This window comes from Mesorhizobium sp. M2A.F.Ca.ET.042.01.1.1, assembly GCF_003997405.1.
Classification (GTDB): Bacteria; Pseudomonadota; Alphaproteobacteria; order Rhizobiales; family Rhizobiaceae; genus Mesorhizobium.
The window spans coordinates 17,790-35,844 of sequence record NZ_RZRX01000007.1 but is presented as its reverse complement, the minus strand read 5'-3'; the positions used below and the strand labels follow the sequence as shown (position 1 = coordinate 35,844).

Genomic DNA, 18,055 nt, shown 5'->3' with positions numbered 1-18,055 from the left:
ACACCCCTCATCCGTCTCTGCGCTGACGCGCCGATCCACCTTCTCCCACAGGGAGGGCTTTGCACGGAACTGAGTTGGTGATTCCGTAGGTCCGGCATGAAGGGGAGATGATTCGGATGGTCGATCGCGTGCTTGGACAACTGAGCCTTGCGGATGGGCTGGTGTGGTCGGATGTGACGGAGCTTGACCAGATCGCGCGAGTGATCGACTGGGTGCCGATCAAGGCGCTTCTTGGTCAGCGCAGCGGACCAGGACGGGGCAACATTAGCTATCCGGCCGAGGCCTTGCTGCGCTGTTTGCTGCTTGGCGTGTGGAACAATCTCAGCGATCCTTCGCTGGAGGCACAACTGCGCGACCGGCTGTCGTTCCGCCGCTTTGCCGGTTTCAGCCTGTCGGACCCCACGCCGGACCATTCGACGTTGTGGCGTTTCCGCGAGGAGCTGAAGTGCGATGGGCTGATCGACCGGGTGTTTTATGAGATCACGCGGCAGCTTGAGCAGAAGGGGCTGATCGTCAAGCGCGGCACGTTGATCGATGCCTCCTTCATGCAGGCCGCCGCGCGCCCGCCGGCGAAGCCGAAGAAGGGTGAGGAGGCGACGGCGCGGCCATCGGCCGATGGCGAGGCACGTTGGGGACGCAAGGGCAACAAGACCGTGTTCGGCTATAAGGTGCACAATGGCGTCGACGATGCTCATACGCTGATCCGGCGCATGGACTTCACGGATGCATCGGTCACCGATACCGAGCCGGCCGACGGCCTGATCATCGGGGACGAGAAGGCGGCCTATGGCGACCAAGCCTACTACACCCATGCCCGCCATGCCCGGCTGAAGCAGGCCGGCATCAAGGACCGGCTAATGCACAGAGCCAACAAGCACCATCCGCTGACACCGCGTCAGAAGCAGCGCAACCGGCTCATCTCGAAGGTGCGGGCGGCAGTGGAGCGGCCGTTTGCAGTGTTCAAACAGCGCTACGGCATGCGGCGACTGCGCTTCTTCAACCTTGCGACCAACCGGACGCAGTGCATGCTTGCCGGCTGCGGCTACAATCTGCAAAGAGCGGCCGCAGTCCTCTTCCCAAAGAGGAAGCCGGCATGAGGCGCAGTCCGCCCAAAATCCACTGCCAAGGCGGCCTGAGGCCTCAAGAGCGAGGCAAAACAACCCGCCAAAGCGGCCAGAGCGCCTTTCAAAAAACGCCCATCTGCCTCGTGCGCTAAATATCGGCTCCCATGCAAAACCCTCCCTGTGGGAGAGGTCGGATTGCCCCGATTTGTCCTTCACAAATCGGCTGGCAATCCGGGTGAGGGGTAAGCTTGGCGCCAAGCTGGAGCACCCCTCATCCGTCTCGGCGCTGCGCGCCGATCCACCTTCTCCCACAAGGGGAGAAGGAAAAGCGCCTGGCCCTACTCTTCCGGCTCGACGGTGAACAGCAGCGGATAGCCCTTGGCCTTGCCGGCATCGGTCGCCCGCGTCGCCTTGGTTTCGGCGACATCCTTGGTGAACACTGCAACGACGCAGACGCCTCGCGTGTGCGCCGTGATCATGACACGATGCGCCTGGTCCTCGCTGAGCTTGAACTCGCCTTTGAGCACAGTGACGACAAATTCGCGCGGTGTGAAATCGTCATTGATCAGGATGACTTTGTAGAGCTTCGGCCGCTCGGTCTTCGGCTGCGCCTTGACACGGGGTTTGATGACGGTTTCGGGCATCGGAATCCACCAGCGATGAACTGGGTTTCACCTCACTTTGTCACGCGGGAACGCGCTCGTCCATTTGACTGCGCAACGGCGACAAGGCCAGGGCGATCAACTCTATGTGGGGAAGCGCTGGCTGCCGGTCAACGGCCCTGCCGCCCGGCCGTGCGCGACCTGTCGGGGCCGCCCGATCCGCGCTCCAGGAGCGCGAAGAGCATCCAGACGGCAAAGCCGATCATCGTCGAGCCGGTCAGCGCGAGAAGAATCCAGGACTGCGCCGGCGTGATGTAGTCGAAGCTTGAAGAGATCAGCGGAGCGAACAGCTCTGGCTCGATCCTGCCGCTGGCGGGATCCGGCACGGGGCTTGCGGTAAAGATGATCAACGATCGCGCAGCCGCGGTGACGATCAGGCCGCCGAGTGTCAGCGAACGCATCAGGGACGAAAACCGCTTCTTCATGCGGATTGTCCTACAGCACCGGCATTGCAATCAGGTTAAGGGTGCGTGGCGGAAACTGCCGACCGAGAAGGCTTCCGTCGCGCGTAAGCCGCCCCGGCCTGAGCCGGAGCGGCTTTGTAAGATCGAATGCCGAAGACTGGATCAGGTCTTCGGAGCGTCCTTCTTCTCGGTCTTCTTGACGACCTTCTTCGTGGGGGCCTTCTTGTGCTTCTTGGCCGCGACTTTCTTCACCGGCTTGGCGGTGGCGTCGGCCGGAGCAGCCGTGGTGGTCGCGGTCGAGGCAGCCGGAGCAGCGGTCGTCGTGGCGGCGGCGTTGCCGAGAGCCGGCATGGCGAAAGCGAGAGCGACACCGAGGCCGAGGGCGGAGAGGATGGACTTCTTCATGGCTTCATTTCCTTTTTCTTGCAGATCTGGATGAGCGTCACTGAACAGGATCGATCGGTGTCACTCCAAGCAGCTTCAAAGCGTTTGCGAGCATCCGGATACCCTGTGCCTGTTTCTTGTTGGCGCAGAACCGGTCTCCCTTTCTTTGCAGTGCTTTCGCCGCGGTGACCTGCGTTGCCGCGGCATGGGTTTCGAGGGCTTCGTCAACCTGACGGCTCAGATTGGTGCAACGCTCGGTCCGGGTGAGCGGTGGCGCGACCTTTGCGGTTGAGGCGCCGGCCGCTGCTGTGATGAGCGATATGCTGAGCAAAGCACCCATCACGCTGATCCAGAACCTCTGCATTGGTCTCGTCCGTTACTCCGGAAACTTGCGTCGCAGCCGATGACCTGACCGCCACGGCACCGGTTATGACCTTGAAATTTTTCACCAGTTTTTCTCGACTGTAGAATTTTGTTTCTGGATTGTTTCTGGGGAACCCGACCGGCGCTGCGATCGCGACCACTGGCCAAGATGTGGCCCGAATTCTATCGTGTGAGGGATCGCCGAAGGGACGCTCGGCTAACAGAATCATAGGTTTCGAGTGAAATCGGACGCACACATACTGATCGTCGACGACGACAAGGGCATACGCGACCTGCTGCAGGAGTTTTTCCAGAAGCGCGGGCTGCACACGACGGTGGCCGGTGACGGCACCGAGATGGAGGCGGTCCTGCGCCGCACGCCGGTGGACCTGATCGTTCTCGACGTGATGCTGCCTGGAAGGAGCGGACTCGAGCTTTGCCGCGAGATCCGCGCCAACTACACCACGCCGATCATCATGCTGACCGCGGTCACCGAGACGACCGACCGTGTTGTGGGTCTCGAAATGGGCGCCGACGACTATGTGCCCAAGCCCTTCGATCCGCGCGAGCTCCTGGCCCGCATCCGTGCCGTGCTGAGGCGCAACGGCAGCGCCGAGCCGCGTCGCCCGGTCGCCAAGCAGATCTATCACTTCGCCGGCTGGACGATGGACTGCGCGCGGCGGCGCCTGACGGCCCCCGACGACGTGCGGGTAGAGCTGACTATGGCCGAGTTCAACCTGTTGCAGACCCTCGTCAAGAGCGCGGGACGCGTGCTGACCCGCGAGCAGCTGATCGAGCTCTCCGGCGGCGACACCGGCTACAGCTTCGACCGCAGCGTCGACATTCTGGTGAGCCGCTTGCGCCGCAAGATGGAAGACGATCCGAAAACGCCGAAACTGATCCTGACGGTGCGCAGCGGCGGCTATCAGTTCCTGCCCGAGACAACGTCCGAATGAGACGCTTCCTGCCGCAGACCCTGCCTGCCTGGGTGCTGCTCATCGTCATTGCCGGCCTCATGCTCAGCCAGGTGGCGACGCTCTACATCGTGGCTCGCGACCGCGCCGCCGCCAACGGTATCGTCGATCTCTACCGGTTGAACGACCGTGCCTATTCGCTCGTGCAGTTGATGCACGACGCCACGCCCGAAGAGCGCAAGGCGACCGCATCCGGCCTGTTCAACTCGACCTATGCGCTGACGGTTTCGGACACGCCCGCCGTCACCTCCTCGATCGCCGGCGATGATGAACTGGCCGAGCTGGAGGACATCCTGGTCGGCCGCCTTTCGAAATTCGGCGTCACCGACGCGCGCGTGCGGCGCGATCCGGCCACCCAGGAGGCCGACGTCCCGGACGGTCAGGCGGTGAACAAGGATGTCGGCCAGGTCGAACGCGACCTTCTGGTCCTCGCCGCGGATTTCGCGCAGAGCGACAAGCTGACGGCATCATTGCGTTTTTCCGACGGGCAGTGGTTGAATTTCACGGAACCGATCACGCCGGCGGGGCCGATTCTGAGCCCCGACAGCCTGCCGCTCTATTCGCTGATCGCCGGCCTGATCGTCATCATGTCGATCTGGTCGCTACGCCGGCTGACCGCGCCTTACCGGATGATGGAGACGGCGGTGACGCGGATCGGCAACGACCTGAAAAGCCCGCCGATCTCCGAGAGCGGCAGCCGCGAGATCCGGGCCGCGGCGAAGGCGATCAACGCCATGCAGATGCGGCTGCGCGACTATGTCGAGGACCGCGAGCACCTCGCGGCGGCGCTGGCGCATGATCTGCGCACGCCGCTGACCCGCATGCGGCTCCGCCTCGAGCTGTTGCGCAGGTCGCCCGCGCGCGAGGCGCTGGCGCACGACCTCGCCGACATCGAAAGCATCGCGAGTTCCGTCATCGACTTCGCCAAATTCGAGGTGACCGAGGAAAAGGCCGAGCGGATCGATTTCTGGTCGCTGGTGGAATCGGTGGCGGACTCTTTCGAAGATGCATCCTTCGACGAGGATGCGACGCCTTCGCGCGGCCTGATCTGCATCGCGCGGCCGGTGGCGCTGCGCCGCTGCATCACCAATCTCATCCAGAACGCGGTGACCTACGGCAAGAAGGCGCATCTCGGCGTGCGGCGAACGGGCGACACGATCACGCTCTCGATCCGCGACGAGGGCCCCGGCATCCCGCAAGCGAAGCTGGACGCGGTGTTCGGCTCCTTCGTGCGGCTGGAGGAATCGCGCAATCGCACCACCGGCGGCCTCGGCCTTGGCCTGACCATCGCCCGCAACATCGCCCGCGGCGCCGGCGGCGAGGTCAATCTTTCCAATTACCCCGGCGGCGGCCTGCTGACGGAGCTGCGACTGCCGGTGGCAGCTTGAGTCAGCAGGCGGCTTGCTGGTCCCAATCCGCCACTGGATCGGCCGGCTCTTCCTTGTGATAGTGCCGCCCGTCCTGGCTATGAGGAACCGCATCATGTTTTACGCTATCCTGGCCTACCACGTCGAAGACACCGTCCAGTCCTGGACGCCCGACGAGGATGCGGCGCTGATGAAGGACCTGCTTGATGTCAACGACAGGCTCACGCGCGAGGGCAAGCTCGGCCCGGCAGCGAGGCTCGACGCGACGGCCAAGGCCGTGACGCTGCGCGGTCCCGGCGACGGCATGGTGATCGACGGTCCCTTCGCCGAAACCAAGGAGCAGTTGCTCGGCCTCTATGTCCTCGACTGCGCGAACCAGGACGAAGCGATCGCCGCCGCGCGCGATCTCAAGCGCGTCAACCCTTCCGCCGTCTACGAGATCCGGCCGATCATGCTCTATCTGCCCGGCGCCACACTGGCGGCTCGTTGAAATACGCTTCGGGCGTGTTTCACATTGGTGGCGCGGCCGCCTTGATCTCCCGCCCAAGCCGAAGCATCTCGCGCACCAGCAGGTCGAGATCGTCGCGGCGCGTGCGGTGATTGGCGATCGCCACCCTCAGGCAATGCCGGCCGTGCACGGTCGTGTCGGACAGAGCCGCGATGCCCTCTTCCTGCAGTCTCAGCATGATCTCGGTGTTGAACGCCTTGAGCCCCTCTTCGGACCCGTCATCAAGCCGGTGTCGGAAGCTGACGATGTTGATGGTGGTCGGCGCCATCAGCTCGAGCGCCGGCTCCGCCTCGATCACTCCGGTGAGGTAACGAGCCTGGGCGATATTCTGGTCGATCAGCCGGCCGAACTTTTCGACACCATGCTCCTTCAACGCCATCCAGATTTTCAACGCGCGGAAACCGCGCGACGTTTGAAGCCCGTAGTCGTGCAGCCACGCCCCGGAGGCAAGGCCGCGCGGCGTCGATTCCAGATATTCCGGCGTGACGGCAAATGTGTTGCGGTGGGCTGACGGGTCCCTCACCAGCGCGCAGCCGGCCTCGAAAGGCGCATGCAGCCATTTGTGCGGATCGAGCGCGATCGAATCCGCCTGCTCGATGCCGGCGACGAGCGATCGATTCTCGGGCGCGATCGCGATCAGCGCGCCGATGCAGCCGTCGACATGGAACCAGAGGTCTTCTTCGGCCGCCACTTTCGCCAGCACCTGCAGATCGTCGACCGCGCCGGTGTTGACCGTGCCGGCGGTGCCGATCACGCAGGCCGGCTTGAAACCCGCCTCGCGATCCTCCGCGATGGCCGCTTTGAGCGCGCTGCTATCGATGCGCAACGCTGCGTCGGTCGGGATCCGCCGCAGCGCCCGATTGCCGAGACCAAGCGCTTCCATGCCTTTGCGGTGGCAGGAATGGACCTGGTCCGAGGCATAGTAGAGCAGCGGCTTGGGCATGGCGCCGACGCCACGCTCGCGCACGTCGACGCCCGCCTTGACGTTGCGCGCCACCGTCAGGCCGATGATGTTGGCCATCGAGCCGCCGCTGACCAGCGTGCCGCTGGCCGAGGCCGGGAAGCCGACCATCTCCTTCATCCAGTTGACCACCTGGCCGTCCATCAGCCCTGCGGCGTGGTTGCCGCCGGCGAGATTGGAGCCCTGGATCGCGGCCAGGAAGTCGCCGAGCGCGCCGGTCAAGTTGCTGGCCCCCATATACCAGGACCAGAAACGCGGATGGATGTTGCCCATCGGATAAGGCATGACGTTGCGGGCGACATCGTCATAGACCTCGGCCACCGGCGCCGGCGATCGCGGCAGGGGTGTCTTGAAAAACGATCGCACCTCGGCCGGCATCTCGCGCCAGACCGGGCGCTCACGCACATCCCTGAGATAGGTGATGGCGTCATCGAGTATCCGGTGCGAGAGCGCTTCCGCATCGGCCCAGTCCGCCGGATCGAGCGTTTCGTCGGCGGCTGTTAAAGCCCGCAAGCTATCCATGCGATTTCTCCCGCAGCCCTTTCCAGATCAGCCAATGTGCAGCCAAGCACCGAGGCGTCGCCACCCGAAAACGGACGACGCCGCGGATCGTCGTCAGGCCTCGAACTGGCAGCTCGGCGTCGAGCGCGACAGCGCCGTCTCCTCGGCGTCCATCTCGGCCTCGATGCCATCGAAGAGCGGCGTCGACATGTAGCGTTCGCCAGTATCGGGCAGCATGCACAGGATCACCGAGCCCGCCGGGGCTTTGCTGGCGATCTGGCGTGCCACGGCGAAGGTGGCGCCGCCGGAAATGCCGGTGAAGATGCCTTCCTGCTGCGCCAGCGCCTTCGCCCATTTGATGCCTTCGGGGCCGGGGATCGGCACCACCTCGTCATAGTAGTGCTGGTCGATCGCCTCCTGCAGGACATTGGGGATGAAGTCCGGCGTCCAGCCCTGGATCGGGTGTGGCTCGAAAGCCGGATGGCTGGCGGCCGGAGCCCCACCGACGCCGCGCTCCTGGGCCTTGCCGCTGCCGATCAGCTGCGCGTTCGCCGGCTCTGCGAGCACGATCCTGACTTCCGGCCGTTCCTGGCGCAACACGCGGCCAACGCCGGTCACCGTGCCGCCCGTGCCGTAGCCGGTGACCAGATAGTCCAGCCTTGAGCCGGCGAAATCGTTGATGATCTCGCGGCCCGTGGTGGCCTCATGGATGGCGGCGTTGGCTTCCGTCTCGAACTGGCGCGCCAGGAACCAGCCATTGGCCTCGGCGAGCTCCACCGCCTTCTTGTACATGCCGAAACCCTTCTGGGCGCGCGGCGTCAGCACAACCTTGGCGCCCAGCATGCGCATCAGCTTGCGGCGCTCGATGGAGAAGCTGTCGGCCATCGTCACCACCAGCGGATAGCCTTTCTGCGCGCAAACCATGGCAAGGCCGATGCCGGTGTTGCCGCTGGTCGCCTCCACGACCGTCTGGCCGGGCTTGAGCTTGCCGCTGCGCTCGCCTTCCTCGATGATGTTGAGCGCCAGCCGGTCCTTGACCGAGGCCGCCGGATTGAAGAACTCGGCCTTCACATAGATCGTCGCGTGACCCGGCCCGAGATTGTTGATGCGGATGACCGGCGTGTCGCCGACCGTGTCGAGAATGCTGTCGAACAGCCGGCCGCGCCCGGCCGTGGTCCTGATTTTCAACTGATGCAACATGGATCTTTCTCCTCGAAATCTCACATGCCGGTTACAGACCGGCGGATTGGGCGGCGCGGTTTCGACACCTTGCCGCGTTAGGTTGCTTGCCGACATTCGGCAAAGACCGGTTCCGGCTCGAGAACTCGTCGCCAGATGCGCCCTGTTGTGTTTGGTGATAGAACATGGACCAACCAGTCAGCGTGGGAGCGAGCGTGGAAACGGACGTGGAATCCGTTTGGTCGGCCCAGAAAAGCAAGGCAGCCCGCCTGTCGATCCGGCTGCTCGGCCCGCTCGCGATCATGCGCGACGATGTTCCCGTCGCGCTGCCATCGTCACGCAAGCTGCGCGCGCTGCTTGCCTATCTGGCGCTGGCGCCCCGCCCCGTCAGCCGCAGCCGTCTTTGCGAGCTTCTCTGGGACGTGCCCAACGATCCGCGCGGCGAGCTGCGCTGGTGCCTGAGCAAGCTGCGCGCAGCGCTGGACGAACCCGGCTTGCGCCGGATCGAGACCGAAGGCGACACCGTGGCGCTTCGCCTCGGCGATATGAGCGTCGATGCCGTCGAGGCCGCTGGCGCGGTGGCGGAAGGGATCGAGACGCTCGGCCTCGACCGTCTGCGGACGCTCGCGCAACTGTTCGCCGGCGACTTCCTCGATGGGCTGGAACTCGATCGCAGCCCGCATTTCGGCAGCTGGCTGACGGCGCAGCGCCGCCGTTTCAGCGCATGCCATGTCGCCGTCCTCGAGCACATCATCGGCCTTCTCCCGCCCGGAGCCGATGAGGCCGGCGCCTATATCGACAAATGGCTGGAGCTCGCGCCGTTCGATGGTCGCGCGCATGTGGCGCTGCTGGAAAATCTGGCGCGGCGCGGCCAGATCGGCGCCGGCGAGGAGCATCTAGCGACGGCGGCGGAGCTGTTCCACTCGGAAGAGCTGGATTTCACGCCGTTGCGCGAAGCCTGGCAGGAGATAAGGGCCCGAAACGTCGGCGCAACGCCATGCGCCCGATCCGGGCCGCCCTTCCCGGCCCCGGACCTGCCGGTCGCCGCGATCGAATCCGAGCCCGCGGCGACGCGCCGGGCTTCGCTCGCGGTGATGCCGTTTGCCGAGAGTGCCGGCACCGGCGGCTTCCGCGGCGGGCTTGCCGACGGCCTGACGCACGACATCATTACGCGGCTTGCCAAGCTTCGCGATTTCTTCGTCATCGCCCGCGGCTCGGTCTTCGCGCTCGCCGAAAAGAACATCGCGCCGGAAGACGCCGGACGTCGTCTGAATGTCGACTATGTCGCGACTGGCTCGGTGCGAGCTCTGCCGGGCCGATTCATCGTGTCGGTCGAGCTTGTCGAGGTCCGCACGGCAAGGATCGTCTGGGCCGATACCTTCGAGCACTCGCCCGACGACATCTTCATCGTCGTCGAGGATATCGGCAACAGCATCGTCTCTTCCATTGCCGCCGAGATCGCGACGGTGGAGCGCAACCGCGCCTTGCTGAAGGCGCCCAATTCGCTCAATGCCTGGGAAGCCTACCATCGCGGCCTCTGGCACATGTATCGCTTCACCCGCCAGGAAAACGAGCTGGCGCAGCATTTCTTCGGCGAAGCGTTGAAGCTGGACCCCACTTTCGCGCGCGCCTATGCCGGCATGTCCTTCACCCACTGGCAGAACGCTTTCCAGCGCTGGGGCGACCGCGATCGCGAGACCGCGCTTGCCTTCGAAAGCGCCGGCCAGAGCCTGCTGGTCGACGACCGCAACCCCGCCGCCCACTGGGCGATGGGCCGCGCGCTGTGGCTGCGCGGCGAGCAGGACGGCGCGCTGCTGGAACTGGCGAGCGCCGTCGACCTCAGCCCCAATTTCGCGCTCGGCCATTATGCGCTGTCTTTCGTCCATTCGCAGTCGGGCGACCCCCAGTCTGCGATCGGCTCGTCCGACCATTCGCGCCATCTCAGCCCCTTCGATCCGCTGTTGTTCGGCATGATGGGCGCGCGCGCCATGGCGCACGCCAGGCTGGGCGAATTCGAATCGGCGGCCGAATGGGCGCTGAAGGCGGCCGCGAGGCCCAACGCCCATGTCATCATCCTGGCGATCGCCGCCCATTGCCTGGCGCTGGCCGACCGGCAGGACGAGGCGCGGACCTTCGCCGCCACGATCCGCAGCACCTTGCCGAACTATCGCGCCGACGATTTCATCGCCACCTTCCGCTTCGACCGGGATGGGGAGGCTCTGTTCCGCAACGGCGCCAAGCTGATCGGACTGAATTGAATCCGGTCGGTTGCTAGGGCAATTCCAGGAAAAGTGTGAGCGGTTTTCCGTCCGGAATTGCGTAAAAACAAAGGGATAGAGCGGATCGCCGTTTCCGTGAAACGGTGAAACGCTCTAGTGGGATAGCGGCCCGCTCGCCTTCCGCCAGGCGTCGATGCCGCCCTGGATGTGGCGAGCGCTGGAAATCCCGACATCCTGGGCCGCTTGCACTGCCATCGCAGAACGCTCGCCGAAGGCGCAGTAGAACAGCAGCTGCTTGGCTGTTGATTTGGCCAGCTCGTGCAGCATGCCGCCGGCCATGATGTTCTCCTGGAGCCGCGCATAGGGCAGATGGATGGCGCCGGGGATGACGCCGTGGCGCTCGCGTTCGGACTGCTCGCGCAGGTCGATCAGCGCCACGTCGGGCCGCCCGACAAGCGCCAGCGCCTGCTCGGCGCTGACCGCCCAGCCGCGGCTGGCGATGTCGTCCTGATGCAGCCCGACCCGCATGTTGGCGGGCACGGCCACATCCATCATCTTTGGGTTGGCCAGGTTCAGATTATTCATGATGTTCACATATTCGTCGACCGACTTCACCTGCAGGCGCGGATTGAAGGCCTTTTCCTCGCCGATCGTCGACACGGTCTCGCCCTTGTAGTCATGCGCCGGGAAGATCATCGTCTCGTCGGGCAGCTTGAGCAGGCGGCCGAAGATCGATTCATATTGCTGGCGCGGATCGCCGTTCTGGAAGTCGGTGCGGCCGGTGCCGCGGATGAGCAGCGTGTCGCCGGTGAAGACCCGGTCGGGCAGAACGAAGCTGTAGGAATCGTCGGTGTGGCCGGGGGTGTAGATGACGTCGAGCGCCAGCCCTTCGATGCCGAGCTTGTCGCCGTCCGCGAGCCGCATCGACACCACGTCGGCCTTGGTCTGCTCGCCCATGACGGTCACGCAATGCGTCCTGTCACGCAGCGCGCCGAGGCCGGTGATGTGGTCGGCATGAAGATGCGTGTCCACGGCCTTGACCAGCCTGAGATCGAGCTCGTTGACGAGTTGGAGATAGCGATCCACCTTCTCCAGCACCGGATCGATGATCAGCGCTTCGCCGCCGCGCCGGCTGGCCAGCAGATAGGAGTAGGTTCCCGAGACGGAATCGAAGAGCTGACGGAAGATCATCGTCGCAAACCCCGCTGCATTTTCACCGCCGGGCATCGCCTCGCGGTCGTAGCAATATTCTACTCCACCGGCGATCGGAATCGGAATGGATTTTCGAAAATATATTAGCCGGTAGATGGCCTTCCCCGCAGCCACGGGATGCCAGCCCTCAAATGCGGCGCGGGCTGGTCGATCAGAACCCTCAAAAAGCCTTGCTGAGGCGGGCCTGGCCTCGGACAGTGAAGGCGTTGTCGGTCCCGTAACCCGCCTCGAAGCCGGCATTGAGCGTCATGCCGGCGCCCACTTCCGCCGCGACGTCCGCGCCGGCAAAGCCGCGCAACACAAATTTCCTGCCGCCCGCGGGAAAAGAGACGTTCTGGCCGAGCAGCGTTGCCGAAACGTCATCGCTGTTTTGCGCGATCGCGTCGACCCCGGCGCGAAGCGTGGTTTGCCAGGTCTGGCTTGGCGCGTTGACGGGAGCGAGCGCCAGCGCGAGTTGGCCACGCGCCTCGAAGACGTTGACGTCACGCCGCGAGACCGCAAGATCGCCGTCCGAGCCGGTCTCCGTGTAGTCGTCGAAGAAGAGCCCAGCGTAGCGCAGCCGCACGCTGGGTATCAGCGTGCCGGCCGTCACCGGCAGCCGCATGCCGAGCGTGACCGAGGGGCTCAGGAAAACGCCGTTGAAATCGGCCCGCGCCGTTTCGATGCCGCCGAGCACCAGATTGTTCGCGACATGGCGGCGGCTGCGCTCCTGCAGCACGCCGGCGACGAACGCCGCTTCGGCGAAATGCGCAGCTGCGTCATAGCCGAGATAGCTGCCCACAAAAGCGCCGCGATGGACGATCTCCTGCGCGTCGTCGTCGACCTCGGTAGACCCGGCGGCGCCGCCGAGGAACAAGCCGCCGAGGAAGCCGTCGCCCGAGTGCCTTTCAGCGCCGGCGACCACACCGCCCAGCGCCTCGCTGAACCCGGCCGATGCGCCGGAACCACCCTGGGAGCGTATCCCGCCGAAAATGGAGATCCAGGCGTCCGGACCTTTCCGAAGCGCAGGCAAGCCGTCGTCTGGGGAAGCCATACGGGCCTCGGCGACACCGGCTATGCCGTCGATAAGGTCCGAGATCAGCGGCCCGCTGCTCGCAAACTCGGTGATGTCGACCACCGCCACGCTGTCGCCGCTGGTCACGAACGGCCTGCCGCCGGTAAAGATGGTTTGCGGCAGGCCGCTTCCTGAAAAACTCATGACGGCGTTGAGCCCAGGGCCGAAGGTGACGGTGTTGCCGCCACCGGAAAAGACGATCGGCCCCTGGATGGCCGTCCCGCCCAACAGGTTCAGCGTGGCGCCAGACGCGCCGAAATAGATCGCTACGCTCTGGTCACTGAAGACGTGACCGGAATTGGTGATGACGGAACTGCCGCCCTGGGCCGCAATGCCGACAGCGCCTAGACCCTCTACGATCACCGAACCGGAGTTGGTGATCGTGGCGTTGCCGAACAGCGCACTGATACCCGTCGAAGCCGTCCCGAAGACATCGACCGTGCCGCTGTTGGCGATGGTGATGTCATTGCCGCTGGCGCCGATGCCGACCGAAGCCAGGCCCGACACAATGATCGACCCGGAATTATCGAGTCGCAGCCCGTCGCTCTGCCACAGAATCCCTCCGGCCGCGGTCCCATAGGCCTCGATGGATCCGCTGTTGTCCACCGTCAGGTCCGGCCCATCGCCGATTATGCCTGCGGCAGCCGTGCCGGAAACGCCGATAAAGCCATGGTTATCCACCTGCCCGGCCGGAGCATCGCTGATGATCCCGTATGTGGCGGCGCCAAGCGCTTCGATCGTGCCGTTGTTCACGATCTGCGTATCGCCGCCTTCCGACAAAATGCCGATCGAGCCATCGCCGATCGCCAGGATGGCTCCGTTGTTAAGGATGGTCGCGTCGGGCCCTTGCGAATGCACATTGGCGGCGCCGCCGCCCAATGTTGCGATCAGCCCGTAATTGGCCAGCCGTTGACCCGAATTGAACATCCGCACGGCATCGACGCCGGCGCCGAATGTTTCGATCGCTCCGTTTGCTTCGACGAGGCCGGCATCACCAGCATTGCTCATCGTCTGCTGGCCGGCAATGACGCCATTGCCGATGACAAAATCTTGGGCGAACGCCGCGCCGCTTCCAAGCGAGACCCCGGCGACAATCGACAGCGCTATCGCGCCTGGAACCCCTGTGCGCGACGTCGGCATCACCCCTCTGGCGCATGGCCACGCAACAGATAGATTCTGCGCCCGAAGGAAGCGAAAGACAAGCCGCGGGCGAAACGCCCAGCCAGCGCGCTATACGCCTGCGAAGAAGCCTATCGCCGCAGCACGGCGCTGAGCACGTCGCGGATGCCGATCGCGCCGACGAAGCGCGAGCCTTCGTCGAACAGCGCCACCGGCGCCGTCTGCGAGCGATGCATGGCGAGCATCACCGTTTTCAGCGGAGTGCCGGGATTGGCCCAGAACACCTGGGCCCCTTCCTCCGGCTGGCGCTCGACATCGGCGCAGGAGACCCACACCGCCGGCTTGCCGTCGCGTTCGGCCGCCGCCACCAGGCCATGCTCGTCGATCTTGAAGCGCGTCGTCTTGCGCCTGTCGAGCCACACCCAGCCATTGTCGCCCTGCTCCAGGTCGCGGCGGTCGCGCATCACGTTCCACGCCGTCAGCACCGACAACGGGTTAACATTGGCGATGAAGTCGCGGACATAGTCGTTGGCGGGCCGCAGAACGATGTCTTCCGGCGCGCCGGTCTGCACGATGCGGCCGCCTTCCATGATCGTGATGTGGCTGCCGATCTTCAGCGCCTCCTCGAGGTCATGGCTGACGAAGATGATGGTCTTCTTGAGTTCCGCCTGAAGCTGCAGCAATTCGTCCTGCAGCTTGGTGCGGATCAGCGGGTCGAGCGCCGAGAACGGCTCGTCCATCAAGAGGATCGGCGCTTCGGTGGCGAAGGCGCGCGCCAGGCCGACGCGCTGCTGCATGCCGCCGGAAAGCTCATGGGCGTATTTCTTCGACCACTGGTCGAGATGGACGAGCTGCAATTGCTTCTGCACGCGCGCCTTGCGTTCCGCCTCCGGCACGCCGGCAAGCTCGAGGCCGAAGCCGACATTTTCCTCGACCGTGCGCCAGGGCAGCAGGCCGAACTGCTGGAACACCATGGCCACCTGCTTCTGCCGCAGCCGCCGCAAGGTCGCCTCGTCGCAGGTGACGACATCGACGATGCGGTCGCCGTCCTTGACCAGCACCTGGCCGCGCGACACGACGTTCAGGCGGTTGACGGCCCGAAGCAGCGTTGACTTGCCGGAGCCGGACAGACCCATCAGCACCGAGATCTCGCCTTCATGCACGGTGAGGCTGGCGCCGGCGCAACCCAGCACATTGCCGGTCTTCTCCAGGATCTCGGCGCGGGTGGCGCCCTGGTCGATCAGCGCCAGCGAACCGGCCTGGTCGGCGCCGAAGACGATGTCCACGTTCTTGAAATCAACCGCGACGGTCATTTCTTGCCTCCAACGCCGATGCGGGTCATGCGGTCTAGCACGATCGCGAGCACAACGATGGCAAGCCCCGCCTCAAGCCCGAGATCGATGCGGCGCGAGCCGAGCGCGCGGTTGATTTCCGTGCCGAGGCCGCCGGCGCCGATCAGGGCGGCGAACACCACCATCGACAGCGACAGCATGATCGATTGCGTGAGACCCGCCATGATGGTCGGCAGCGCCGATGGCAGCTCCACCTTCCACAGAAGCTGGCGCTTGGTGGCGCCGAAGGCCTCCCCCGCCTCGATGATCGCCTTGGGCACCGAGACCACGCCGAGATGGGTGAGCCTGACTGCCGTCGGGATGACGAAGATGATGGTGACGATGAGACCGGGCGCGTTGCCGAGGCCGAACAGCGTGAGCACCGGGATCAGGTAGACGAAGGTCGGCAGCGTCTGCATCAGGTCGAGCACCGGCAGCATGACGCGGTAGACCTTCGGCTTGTGCGCGGCCCAGATGCCGAGCGGCACACCGATCGCCATCGCCATGGCGGCGGCGGCAACGACCAGCACCAGCGTTTGCACCGTCTGTTTCCACAGGTTCTGGTTGATGATGAAGATCAGGCCGAGGAAGACGCCGATGGCGAGCGGCCGCGAACGCTGCAGCAGCCAGGCGACGATCGCGATGACCAGCGCCAGAAGCACCGGCGGCACCATCAGCAGGAGGTTCACCGCCCCGTCGAGGATGAAATTCAACCCGTTTGAAAAAGCCCGGAAGATGGTGTCGAAATTGTCGGTCAGGAAGCCGAAGAACGCCTTGCCCCACGGCCCGATGGGGATTTTGTAGTCGGTCAGGAATTTCGAAATCGGATCCATCTTTCCCCTCTCGGCTTCGCCGCGCTTGCCGCACGGTCATCCTCTCACGTCTCCAGGCATATGAAAAAGGGCAGCCTCTTCAAGGGCTGCCCTTTTCCGGAAATCATGCCGGTCCCAAGCGGCTCAGCTCCCGAGCGCGGTCTTGACGGCGGCAGCCGCGTCGCCGCCATCAAAGGTGGTGACGCCGGCAATCCACGGCGCAACGGCGTCGGGATGCTTCTTCAGCCAGTCTTTCGCCACCGTCTGGGCATCGCCGCCCTTCAGGATCGCGTCCATCATCTCGCCTTCCATGTCGAGATTGAACTTAAGGTTGGCGATGAACTTGCCGGCGTTCGGGCATTCGGTGGTGTAGCCCTTGCGCACGTTGGTGTAGACGGTGGCGGCGCCGAAGCCGCTGTCGCCCATGCCGTCGAGATAGGTGATCTTCATGGCGCCCATCACCGGGTGCGGCGTCCAGCCGAGGAAGGCGATCCACTCATTGTTCTTCATCGACTGCTCGGCCTGCGTCAGCATGCCTGCTTCCGACGACTCGACCAGTTCGAAGCCCTCCAGATTGTCCTTCGGGTTCTTGATCATGTCGAGGATGATGCGGTTGCCGTCATTGCCGGCCTCGATGCCGTAGATCTTACCGTTGAATTTGTCCTTGAACTTGCCGAGATCGGTCAGCGTCTTGACGCCGGCATCCGCGACATAGGTCGGCACGACGATGCCATAGCCGGCACCGGTCAGGTTGGTGCTGATCGTCTCGACCGAGCCGTCGGCGGTATAGTCCTTGATGTCGTTGGTCATCGACGGCATCCAGTTGCCGAGGAAGACATCGAGGTCCTTGTTCTTCAGCGACGCATAGGTCACCGGCACCGAAAGCTGGATCGTCTGCGGCTCGTAGCCAAGCGCGGTGAGCAGCACCGAGGCCAGCCCCGTCGTGGCCTGGATGTCGGTCCAGCCGACATCGGACAGGCGAACCGCCTTGCAGCTCGCCGGATCGCCGGCATAAGCGGCGGTCGTGGTCAGAAGCGCCGCAAGGCCGATGCCCGCAGCGATAGATTTCATACGCGACATGAACTTTCTCCCATTGCAATTACTAGGCGGTGCGAAGTCACGGTTCTTGCGCCCGCCTTGTTTCGTCAGCCAAACACCATTTTGAAGCCGTTTCAAGCGCTTCAACATCACGACGAACGGCGCGCGCTGGCCTTTACGCGACATGACAGGCTTTTGAACGACATCGGATTTTAGACGGTTGGGAGTTTTTGGTGGACGGAGCCTCGGCCCCCCTCCCCGGGCGCCGACATGTGAGCTTAGAAGGACGCATGGCCAAGCTTTACTTCCACTACGCGACGATGAATGCCGGCAAGACGACCATGCTCTTGCAGGCGTCCTACAACTATCGCGAACGCGGCATGTCGACGATGCTGTTCGTCGCCGGACATTATCGCAAGGGCGACAGCGGCTTGATCTCGTCGCGCATCGGTCTCGAATCCGAGGCCGAGATGTTCCGCGACGGCGACGATCTCTTCGCCAGGGTCGCCGAGCATCACGAACATACGACCGTGCATTGCGTGTTCGTCGACGAGGCTCAGTTCCTCGAGGAGGAGCAGGTCTGGCAGCTCGCGCGCATCGCCGATCGGCTGAACATCCCGGTCATGTGCTACGGCCTGCGCACCGATTTCCAGGGCAATCTGTTTTCCGGCTCGCGCGCGCTGCTCGCCATCGCCGACGACCTGCGCGAGGTGCGCACCATCTGCCGCTGCGGCCGCAAGGCCACGATGGTGGTCAGGCTCGGCTCCGACGGCAAGGTGGCGAAGCAGGGCCAGCAGGTCGCCATCGGCAAGGACGTCTATGTCTCGCTCTGCCGCCGCCATTGGGAAGAGGAAATGGGCAGGTCTGCTCCCGACGATTTAATTGGTTTTGTCAGCCCCTGAG

The 18,055-nt window shown here is 64.4% G+C and carries 17 protein-coding genes; 6 read left to right on the top strand and 11 right to left on the bottom strand.

Going from position 1 to position 18,055, the window contains the following annotated elements; genetic code table 11:
- The first annotated feature begins 116 nt into the window (after window positions 1–116).
- On the top strand, window positions 117–1,097 hold the full coding sequence (locus EOA23_RS02260) for an IS5 family transposase (RefSeq protein ID WP_189341472.1): 981 nt from the start codon (window positions 117–119) through the stop codon (window positions 1,095–1,097).
- 305 nt (window positions 1,098–1,402) lie between these two features.
- On the opposite strand, the gene clpS is transcribed toward EOA23_RS02260, so the two are convergent.
- The 4 genes from clpS to EOA23_RS02240 form a co-directional block, all read right to left on the bottom strand.
- Window positions 1,403–1,708: an ATP-dependent Clp protease adapter ClpS gene (gene clpS, locus EOA23_RS02255; RefSeq protein ID WP_042640247.1), complete on the bottom strand. Its 306-nt coding sequence runs from the start codon at window positions 1,706–1,708 to the stop codon at window positions 1,403–1,405.
- Window positions 1,709–1,836: 128 nt separating this feature from the next.
- Window positions 1,837–2,151 carry a hypothetical protein gene (locus EOA23_RS02250; protein ID WP_189341471.1) on the bottom strand — a complete coding sequence of 105 codons (315 nt, stop codon included), beginning with the start codon at window positions 2,149–2,151 and terminating at the stop codon, window positions 1,837–1,839.
- A 141-nt stretch (window positions 2,152–2,292) separates the two neighbouring features.
- The gene (locus EOA23_RS02245) at window positions 2,293–2,535 is read right to left on the bottom strand and encodes a hypothetical protein (RefSeq protein ID WP_127302747.1); all 243 of its coding nucleotides are present in this window, start codon (window positions 2,533–2,535) and stop codon (window positions 2,293–2,295) included.
- A 37-nt stretch (window positions 2,536–2,572) separates the two neighbouring features.
- Window positions 2,573–2,878 (bottom strand): hypothetical protein, encoded by a 306-nt coding sequence (locus EOA23_RS02240; RefSeq protein WP_126059731.1) that lies wholly within the window; start codon window positions 2,876–2,878, stop codon window positions 2,573–2,575.
- A 238-nt stretch (window positions 2,879–3,116) separates the two neighbouring features.
- Here EOA23_RS02240 and EOA23_RS02235 point away from each other — a divergent pair, with 238 nt between their 5' ends.
- From EOA23_RS02235 to EOA23_RS02225, 3 genes are all read left to right on the top strand, one after another.
- On the top strand, window positions 3,117–3,833 hold the full coding sequence (locus EOA23_RS02235; RefSeq protein WP_126059730.1) for a response regulator transcription factor: 717 nt from the start codon (window positions 3,117–3,119) through the stop codon (window positions 3,831–3,833).
- Entirely contained in the window at window positions 3,830–5,239 is a 1,410-nt protein-coding gene (locus EOA23_RS02230; protein WP_127302746.1) for an ATP-binding protein, read from the top strand. The genes EOA23_RS02235 and EOA23_RS02230 overlap by 4 nt, the downstream gene beginning before the upstream one ends.
- A 94-nt stretch (window positions 5,240–5,333) precedes the next feature.
- Window positions 5,334–5,708, top strand: a complete 375-nt coding sequence (locus EOA23_RS02225; protein WP_042640579.1) for a YciI family protein — start codon at window positions 5,334–5,336, stop codon at window positions 5,706–5,708.
- Window positions 5,709–5,727: 19 nt separating this feature from the next.
- Here the strand turns inward: EOA23_RS02225 and EOA23_RS02220 are convergent, their stop codons facing one another.
- Both EOA23_RS02220 and EOA23_RS02215 read right to left on the bottom strand, forming a co-directional pair.
- On the bottom strand, window positions 5,728–7,209 hold the full coding sequence (locus tag EOA23_RS02220) for an aspartate aminotransferase family protein (RefSeq protein ID WP_127302745.1): 1,482 nt from the start codon (window positions 7,207–7,209) through the stop codon (window positions 5,728–5,730).
- A gap of 93 nt (window positions 7,210–7,302) precedes the next feature.
- Window positions 7,303–8,388 (bottom strand): pyridoxal-phosphate dependent enzyme, encoded by a 1,086-nt coding sequence (locus tag EOA23_RS02215; RefSeq protein WP_127302744.1) that lies wholly within the window; start codon window positions 8,386–8,388, stop codon window positions 7,303–7,305.
- Window positions 8,389–8,669: 281 nt separating this feature from the next.
- On the opposite strand from EOA23_RS02215, the gene EOA23_RS02210 reads away from it, so the two are divergent.
- Window positions 8,670–10,625 carry a transcriptional regulator gene (locus EOA23_RS02210; RefSeq protein ID WP_245473971.1) on the top strand — a complete coding sequence of 652 codons (1,956 nt, stop codon included), beginning with the start codon at window positions 8,670–8,672 and terminating at the stop codon, window positions 10,623–10,625.
- Window positions 10,626–10,739: 114 nt separating this feature from the next.
- Here the strand turns inward: EOA23_RS02210 and EOA23_RS02205 are convergent, their stop codons facing one another.
- The 5 genes from EOA23_RS02205 to EOA23_RS02185 form a co-directional block, all read right to left on the bottom strand.
- The gene (locus EOA23_RS02205; RefSeq protein ID WP_127302776.1) at window positions 10,740–11,777 is read right to left on the bottom strand and encodes an MBL fold metallo-hydrolase; all 1,038 of its coding nucleotides are present in this window, start codon (window positions 11,775–11,777) and stop codon (window positions 10,740–10,742) included.
- A gap of 181 nt (window positions 11,778–11,958) precedes the next feature.
- Window positions 11,959–13,992, bottom strand: a complete 2,034-nt coding sequence (locus tag EOA23_RS02200; RefSeq protein ID WP_127302742.1) for an autotransporter outer membrane beta-barrel domain-containing protein — start codon at window positions 13,990–13,992, stop codon at window positions 11,959–11,961.
- 110 nt (window positions 13,993–14,102) lie between these two features.
- Window positions 14,103–15,284 (bottom strand): choline ABC transporter ATP-binding protein, encoded by a 1,182-nt coding sequence (gene choV, locus EOA23_RS02195; protein WP_126059724.1) that lies wholly within the window; start codon window positions 15,282–15,284, stop codon window positions 14,103–14,105.
- Window positions 15,281–16,135 (bottom strand): choline ABC transporter permease subunit, encoded by an 855-nt coding sequence (gene choW / locus EOA23_RS02190; RefSeq protein ID WP_042640270.1) that lies wholly within the window; start codon window positions 16,133–16,135, stop codon window positions 15,281–15,283. Before choW ends, choV begins: the two co-directional genes overlap by 4 nt.
- 123 nt (window positions 16,136–16,258) lie before the next feature.
- Window positions 16,259–17,194: a choline ABC transporter substrate-binding protein gene (locus EOA23_RS02185; protein ID WP_127302741.1), complete on the bottom strand. Its 936-nt coding sequence runs from the start codon at window positions 17,192–17,194 to the stop codon at window positions 16,259–16,261.
- 248 nt (window positions 17,195–17,442) lie between these two features.
- Between EOA23_RS02185 and EOA23_RS02180 the strand changes: the two genes are divergently transcribed.
- The gene (locus tag EOA23_RS02180; protein WP_127302740.1) at window positions 17,443–18,054 is read left to right on the top strand and encodes a thymidine kinase; all 612 of its coding nucleotides are present in this window, start codon (window positions 17,443–17,445) and stop codon (window positions 18,052–18,054) included.
- Window position 18,055 lies beyond the last annotated feature (1 nt).